5 protein-coding genes and 1 pseudogene are annotated in these 6,151 nt (G+C 70.8%); 2 read left to right on the forward strand and 4 right to left on the reverse strand.

Annotated features, from left to right (window positions below):
• Positions 1–29 precede the first annotated feature (29 nt).
• Together CJ197_RS00335 and CJ197_RS00340 are read right to left on the reverse strand one after the other, a co-directional pair.
• Positions 30–1,019 (reverse strand): alpha-ketoacid dehydrogenase subunit beta, encoded by a 990-nt coding sequence (locus CJ197_RS00335; RefSeq protein WP_102234789.1) that lies wholly within the window; start codon positions 1,017–1,019, stop codon positions 30–32.
• Positions 1,016–2,269 (reverse strand): thiamine pyrophosphate-dependent dehydrogenase E1 component subunit alpha, encoded by a 1,254-nt coding sequence (locus tag CJ197_RS00340; RefSeq protein WP_233190556.1) that lies wholly within the window; start codon positions 2,267–2,269, stop codon positions 1,016–1,018. Before CJ197_RS00340 ends, CJ197_RS00335 begins: the two co-directional genes overlap by 4 nt.
• Before the next feature lie 322 nt (positions 2,270–2,591).
• On the opposite strand from CJ197_RS00340, the gene CJ197_RS00345 reads away from it, so the two are divergent.
• Both CJ197_RS00345 and CJ197_RS00350 read left to right on the forward strand, forming a co-directional pair.
• Positions 2,592–3,569 carry a CPBP family intramembrane glutamic endopeptidase gene (locus CJ197_RS00345; protein WP_102234790.1) on the forward strand — a complete coding sequence of 326 codons (978 nt, stop codon included), beginning with the start codon at positions 2,592–2,594 and terminating at the stop codon, positions 3,567–3,569.
• A 48-nt stretch (positions 3,570–3,617) separates the two neighbouring features.
• Positions 3,618–4,220 (forward strand): hypothetical protein, encoded by a 603-nt coding sequence (locus CJ197_RS00350; protein ID WP_102234791.1) that lies wholly within the window; start codon positions 3,618–3,620, stop codon positions 4,218–4,220.
• 36 nt (positions 4,221–4,256) lie between these two features.
• Here the strand turns inward: CJ197_RS00350 and CJ197_RS00355 are convergent, their stop codons facing one another.
• Together CJ197_RS00355 and CJ197_RS00360 are read right to left on the reverse strand one after the other, a co-directional pair.
• Complete coding sequence (locus CJ197_RS00355) at positions 4,257–5,549, reverse strand: Gfo/Idh/MocA family protein (RefSeq protein ID WP_102234792.1); 1,293 nt, start codon at positions 5,547–5,549, stop codon at positions 4,257–4,259.
• Between the two features lie 171 nt (positions 5,550–5,720).
• Positions 5,721–6,151: pseudogene (locus tag CJ197_RS00360) on the reverse strand (MFS transporter); the annotation flags it as partial.

The raw sequence follows: 6,151 nt of genomic DNA on the forward strand, positions 1-6,151 counted from the left end.
GGGTGATCCTTCCACGGGGGTGGGAACAGTCAGTGTGCGAGGACGCGATCCACGGCGTCCAGCACCCGGTCCAGATCGGGCAGGTAGGCGTGCTCCATGCGGGCCGGCGGGTAAGGGGTGTGGTAGCCGCCCACTCGCAGCACGGGCGCCTCCAGGTGGTAGAAGCACTCCTCGGCCACGCGGGCGGCGATCTCACCACCCAGACCTCCGAGCACGGGGGCCTCGTGCACGATCACCAGGCGGCCGGTGCGCTTGACCGACTCGTAGACCGTGGGCAGGTCCAGGGGTGCCAGCGAGCGGGCGTCGATCACCTCGAGGTCGACGCCCTCGGCCGCCGCGGCCTCGGCGCTCTCCAGGGCCAGCGGGAGGCTGGGGCCCCAGGCCAGCAGGGTGGCGTCGGTGCCGGGGCGGGCCACGGCTGCCTCCCAGGGGGACAGCTCGGGCCGGTGGTCGGGATCCACGTCGCCCTTGACCCAGTAGCGGCGCTTGGGCTCCAGCATGATCACCGGGTCGTCGCTCTCGATGGCCTGGCGGGTCATCCAGTAGGCGTCCTGGCTGGTGGCGGGGGCCAGGATGCGCAGTCCCGCGGTGTGGGCGAACAGTGCCTCGGGGCTCTCGGAGTGGTGCTCCACCGCGCCGATGCCGCCGCCGTGGGGGATGCGGATCACGATCGGCAGGCTCACCCGGCCCTGGGTGCGGTAGTGCATCTTGGCGACCTGGGTGGTGATCTGGTTGAAGGCCGGGAACACGAAGCCGTCGAACTGGATCTCCACCACGGGCCGATACCCCCGGTAGGCCAGGCCCACGGCGGTGCCCACGATCCCGGCCTCGGCCAGCGGGGTGTCGACCACCCGCTGGGAGCCGAACTCGGCGTGCAGACCGTCGGTGACGCGGAAGACGCCGCCGAGCACGCCCACGTCCTCCCCCATGATCAGCACGCGGTCATCGGCGCGCATGGCGTCGCGCAGTCCCGCGGTGATCGCCTTGGCGATGGGAAGAGTGCTGCTGGTGGTGCTCATCGGCCGCTCCCCCCGCCCGTCGCGCCGGATCCTTCGGTGCTGTCTGCGTCGTCCTCGAACTGGGCGACGTACTGCAGGTACTGCTCGCGGTCGCGCTCCACCACGGGATGGGGCTCCGCGTAGACGTGGTCGAACATGGCTACCGGGTCCGGATCGGGCATGTCGTGGATGAAGTGGTGCAGGCGCATGGCGAGGTCGTGGGCCTCCTCCTCGCAGGCCTTCACGTAGGTCTCGTCGATCTCGTCGAGCTGGGCGAGGTGGCGGCGCAGGCGCAGGATCGGGTCCTTGTCGGCCCACTGCTGCTCCTCCTCGCTGCTGCGGTAGCGGGAGGCGTCGTCGCTGGTGGTGTGGGCGGCCATGCGGTAGGTGATGGCCTCGATGAAGCGGGGCCCTTCCCCGGCGCGGGCCGCGTCCATGGCCGAGCGCACGGCGGCGAGCACGGCCAGCACGTCGTTGCCGTCCACCCGGATCGAGGGGATGCCCCAGCCGCGGGAGCGCTGGGCCAGTGGCACCCGGGTCTGCACGGAGGTGGGCACGGAGATCGCCCACTGGTTGTTCTGGGTGTAGAACACCACCGGTGCCTGGAAGGAGGCGGCGAAGGTGAAGGACTCGGAGACCTCGCCCTCGCTGGAGGCGCCGTCGCCGAACAGGGCCAGCACCGCGGTGTCGCTGTCGAGGTCGCCGGTTCCCACCAGGCCGTCGCGCTGCAGGCCCATGGCGTAGCCCACGGCATGGGGGGCCTGGGAGCCCAGCACGATCATGTACGGGTGGGTGCGCAGCTCGTACGGGTCCCAGCCGCAGTGGGAGATCCCGCGGTACATCTCCAGCAGGCGCATCGGCTCGATGCCGCGCGCCCAGGCGACCCCGTGCTCGCGGTAGGTGGGGACGAGGTAGTCCTGGGTGCGGGCCGCGTGCCCGGCGCCGATCTGCGCGGCCTCCTGCCCGAGCGCACTGGCCCACAGGCCCAGTTGGCCCTGCCGCTGCAGCGAGGTGGCCTCGAGGTCTGCCGCGCGGATCATCACCATGTCGCGGTAGTAGCCGCGCAGGCGCTCCGGGGAGGCCAGGTCCGGTCCGGGGTCGGCGGTCGCTGACGCATCGCCCTTAGCGGCACCTGCGGGGGATGCGGTGCTGTGCCCCGCCAGGACGGCGTCCAACTCCTCGTGGGGGGTGCGGGTGCCGTCGGGAGCCAGGAGCTGGGTCATCGGCTCCTGGTCGGCGACAGGCGGGATGGTGGTCGAGAACGCGCTCACCGCTCGATCGTAACCTACGGTTCCGTAGGGTGAGAGGGAGGAGCCTCGCCGACCGACTCCGGCGCGCCGTGGGGACCACTGCTGCTCACGATCGCGGCAGCTGGACGCGACTGCCACGCGCGCATCCCAGCTGTAAGGGTCACCACGGCGAGGAGGATGCAGGGCAGGGCGACGTACACCAGCATCAGCGGACTCTCCGGCAGCCGCGCATCCCACCGTGCGAGGACCATCCACTACACAAGGAGCGGTCGATCCTGGCCGCAGGCCCGCGCATGTCAACCATCAGTTGACTTCCTGGTGGCTGTCGCATCACACTCCTGCCATGAGCCCCCATCCCGCACACCGACCCGCCGAGATGCTGCCCCCGCCTCATTCGGTCCCCTGGAAACCGGTGCTGATCTTCGCCGCGATCGCCTACGCGCTGCTCGCCCTGAGCGCTGCCCCGTTCTGGTTCCTGCCCGGTGGTATCGCCCACCCCCTGTACTCATGGGTGCTGTCCGCAGGCATGCTCGCCCCTGCGATCGCCACCGTGATCGTGGTGAATCTGGTGACCAGGGGCTCCTGGCGGGATGAGGTGGGGCTGCGCTTCCGCGGTCGCTGGAAGCGCCTGGCGCTCTGGATCCCGCTGGCCGTGCTGGTGATGCTGGCGATCAACGCCGCCTCCGCCGTGATCATGGTGCTGCGCGGCGTGCCGGGTGATCTCACCGGCAGCACCTGGGCACATGCGACGACCATCGCGATGGCCGACGCCGGCGCCGAGATGCCCGTGCCGGTCGCCGTGACCGTCGTGCTGGCTCTCACCGCCGTGAACCTGCTCGTCTCCGTGATCCCCGCCCTGGGAGAGGAGATCGGCTGGCGCGGCTGGCTGTGGCGGCAGCTGAAGCCCCTCGGCTTCACCGGGGCGATCGTGGTGGGTGCTCTCATCTGGTCGCTGTGGCACCTGCCGATCACGCTGATCGGACACAACTACCCCGGAGCGCCCCGCCCTCTGGCGATCGGCATGTTCATCATCGCGTGTGTGGCACTGCACTTCCTTTTCGGGGCGATCACCGAGCGCGCGGGCGGCAACCCCCTGCCCGCGGCCTTCGCACACTCCACGCTCAACAGCACCGTGGGGCTGGCGGTGTCCATCGTGGCGACCCAGGGAACGCTCGAGCAGATGAACTGGTTCATCGACACCCCGCTGGGGGTGATCGGGATCGCCCTGACGGTGTTCGCCGCCTACCTGATCATGCCGCGAGGGGCTCGGGGCACCTTCGGGCCGCAGCCGCACGGCCCGCAGACCCCCGATGCGCTCTAGGCTCGACGTCGCGCAGCCACGGGACCCGGGGCGCGAGACAATGCCACCATGGACGAACGTTCCCGACTGCGCGATGAGATCAGCGTGGCCTCGGCCCTGTGCCTGGGGCCGCTGGCCGACGCACCGGGCGCCCAGGTCCAGCAGTCGCTCGCGGCGGCCGCCCATCTTGCCGATACCGCCGAACGCACCCTGCACCTGTTCGTCGCCGAGGCCCGCGCCACCGGGATGACCTGGGCCACCATCGGGGAGCAGCTGGGCATTACACGGCAGGCCGCGCAGAAGCGGTTCGGGGGCCAGGTGCCCCTCAAGGTCACGCGCCCGCAGCCGGATCCCTCCGCCTCCCAGGTGGCCACTGCCGTCGGCCTGCTGGATGCGGCCGCGGAGCGCCGCTACGAGGAGCTGGAGCAACGCGCCTCCGCCCATATCCGCCGCATGGCGGGATCCGGCGGCGTGGCGCGCGCCTTCGACGCCGTCCCGGCGGTGTACGGGGAGCTCACCCGCGCCGGCCCCCCGCAGGCCAGGCTGATCGGGCGTGTCCTGCATGTCTCCCGGATCGAGGAACGCACCGGACGTGCAACCCGAGCGGAGATCACCGTGGCCGAGGACGGCACGCTGCTGGGACTGGCGTACACCGAGTCGGACGCCGACTGAGAGGAAGCACGCTCCCGGTCACGGCCCGGCAGCTCCTCACTGCATAGCGGAGCCCTTCCGTGCCTCCTGGGCCGCGAACAGAGCCTCGAGGTCCAGCGGCTCCTGGTCGACGTCGAGGTCCTGCACCGGCAGGGGGCAGTCGCCCAGGTCGGTGATGGGCAGGCGCTCGCCGTCCCGGTTCATCGACTGGTGGGCGATCACCCCGGGCAGGGTGTAGCGGGCGGCCTGCCAGGCGTTGACCATCGGCTGCTTCCCGTCCACGACGGCGCGCGCGAAGTCATCGACGAGGAAGTGGTGCGCGCCCTCGTGGCCGTTGGGGAGGCCCTGGAACTCCTTGGGCAGGCGCTCCTGGTGGTGGACGCGGGCGGCACCGGCCACGAAGGCATCCCGCAGCGTCGGGGAGACATCTGCGAGCCGCGGGTCATCCAGGCTCATGGTGGCGTCCGTGCGGATCAGCTCGGTCACGTCCAGCACGCGCTGCTTGTCATGCCAGTAGGTGGTCTCGATGGTCTCCTCGAAGGAGCTGGCCTCTCCGAAGAAGCGGAAGCGGCTTTCGCGCTGGTGGCTGGGGTAGCCGACGCGACGCAGCTCGTTGGTGCGGAAGGCGCCGCCGTTGTCCATGCCGAACAGGGCGAAGGCGTTGGAGACGTCGTTATTGAACATAGAGACGTCCTTGTCGAACACGCCGTCGCCGCGGGTGTCGGGCCGACCGAGCGCTGAGACGGACACGGCGTGACGTTCGGAGATCACGCCGAGGATCCCGCCGATCGAGTGCGTGGGGTACAGCAGCGGCGGGTAGGAGGCGGTGGCCTTCCACCCCTCACCGCCGGAGTACTTGTAGGCGTCGTAGAAGCCGAGGTCCATGTCGTGCACGTAGTCGCCTTCGGCGTAGAACACCTCGCCGAAGGCGCCGGTGGCGTGGATCCGGCGGGCCAGCACCACGGCGGCGTTGTACTGGCTGGTCTCGCCCATCATGTAGACCAGGCCCGTGCGCTGCACCTCCTCGGTGGTGGCGCGGATCTCGTCCTCGGCGATCGCCATCGGCACGGCGGAGTACACGTGCTTGCCGGCGCGCAGGGCGGCCAGGGCGTGCTCGCCGTGGGTCCAGCGCTGGGTGAAGATCGCGACGGCGTCCACGTCGGAGGCGAGCAGGTCCTCGAGCGTGTCGAAGCGGCCGGCGAAGCGGGTGCCGCGGGCTTCGACGGCGTCGATGCGCTCGGGGACAGAGTCCACGGCGTAGATCGCCTCGATGTCCGGGTGGGCGGCGAACAGCTCTGCGAAGTGGGAGCCGAACTGCCCGATCCCGACGATGCCCAGCGTGAACGACATTGTTCCTCCTTGAAATAAAGGTGTTGAGGCAAGGCTACGGGACCGGCACGGCACGGTTCAAGCGGCACGGTTCAAAGGGGCCGGCGGGGGCGCGGTGGGCGGCTACCCTGGCACCCCAACAGGCGCCCATCACGACAGGCCGACGGCCCGCACTCCCCCGTCGGCCCCGCGTCAGATTCGGCGCCAGCGCCCGGAACGCCACACGTCCCGCCACGGCGGTACGCGCACCCCGGCCCTGGCCATGCGGGCCCGCAGCGCGCGGCGGGTGATGAGCATTCCCGCCACGCCGATCGCGAGCATCGGCAGCTGCACCGCGAAGGCGACGCGGAAGTCGGTGAGGGTGTAGTCGCCGTCGGGGGCGCGCAGGTCGAGCACCGCGCCGATCAGCAGGATCGCGAGCAGTCCGCCGAGGAACCCGCCCATGATGACCACGCCAGTGGCGGTGCCCAGGCGGTGCCGGGCCAGGTCCGTGCGGGGGAAGTCGAAGCCGACGCCGCTGCCGGGTCCGCCGATCGAGTAGCCGGACACGAGCACCGCGAGCAGCCACAGCGGTGCCGGGCCGGGCCACAGCACGAGCGCGAGCAAGGGCACCACGATCGTGG

This window comes from Brachybacterium sp. UMB0905 (assembly GCF_002871795.1).
GTDB lineage: Bacteria > Actinomycetota > Actinomycetes > Actinomycetales > Dermabacteraceae > Brachybacterium.

Bases quoted from the DNA above. Each gene is read 5' to 3' on its own strand.
- CJ197_RS00345 (WP_102234790.1), top strand. From the start codon at position 2,592: ATGAGCCCCCATCCCGCACACCGACCCGCCGAGATGCTGCCCCCGCCT.
- CJ197_RS00355 (WP_102234792.1), bottom strand. From the start codon at position 5,549: ATGTCGTTCACGCTGGGCATCGTCGGGATCGGGCAGTTCGGCTCCCAC.
- CJ197_RS00350 (WP_102234791.1), top strand. From the start codon at position 3,618: ATGGACGAACGTTCCCGACTGCGCGATGAGATCAGCGTGGCCTCGGCC.
- CJ197_RS00335 (WP_102234789.1), bottom strand. From the start codon at position 1,019: ATGAGCACCACCAGCAGCACTCTTCCCATCGCCAAGGCGATCACCGCG.